Origin of the sequence: Erwinia sp. STN24, assembly GCF_041320675.1 — a bacterium.
In the GTDB taxonomy this organism is placed as follows: domain Bacteria; phylum Pseudomonadota; class Gammaproteobacteria; order Enterobacterales; family Enterobacteriaceae; genus Erwinia; species Erwinia aeris.
This window is the reverse complement of record NZ_JBGGPM010000035.1, coordinates 1-235: the sequence shown is the minus strand read 5'-3', so window position 1 is coordinate 235 and position 235 is coordinate 1. Positions and strand designations below refer to the sequence as shown.

Genomic DNA, 235 nt, shown 5'->3' with positions numbered 1-235 from the left:
TTCATTCTTATTACGGAGAATGAAAACGACATGTCGTTTCAATTTTCAGCTTGTTCCGGATTGTTAAAGAGCAAATATCTCAAACGTGACTCGGCTTTTTATGCCGGGAATCAGTTTTGAGATACTTCGTGGAGACACCTTTCACCTGTCACCAAGCAAGTGGCGTCCCCTAGGGGATTCGAACCCCTGTTGCCGCCGTGAAAGGGCGGAGTCCTAACCGCTAGACGAAGGGGAC

The 235-nt window shown here is 48.1% G+C and carries 1 tRNA gene; it reads right to left on the bottom strand.

Annotated elements, in window-relative coordinates:
- Nucleotides 1-160: 160 nt before the first annotated feature.
- A tRNA-Glu gene (locus ACA373_RS22225) sits at nucleotides 161-235 on the bottom strand.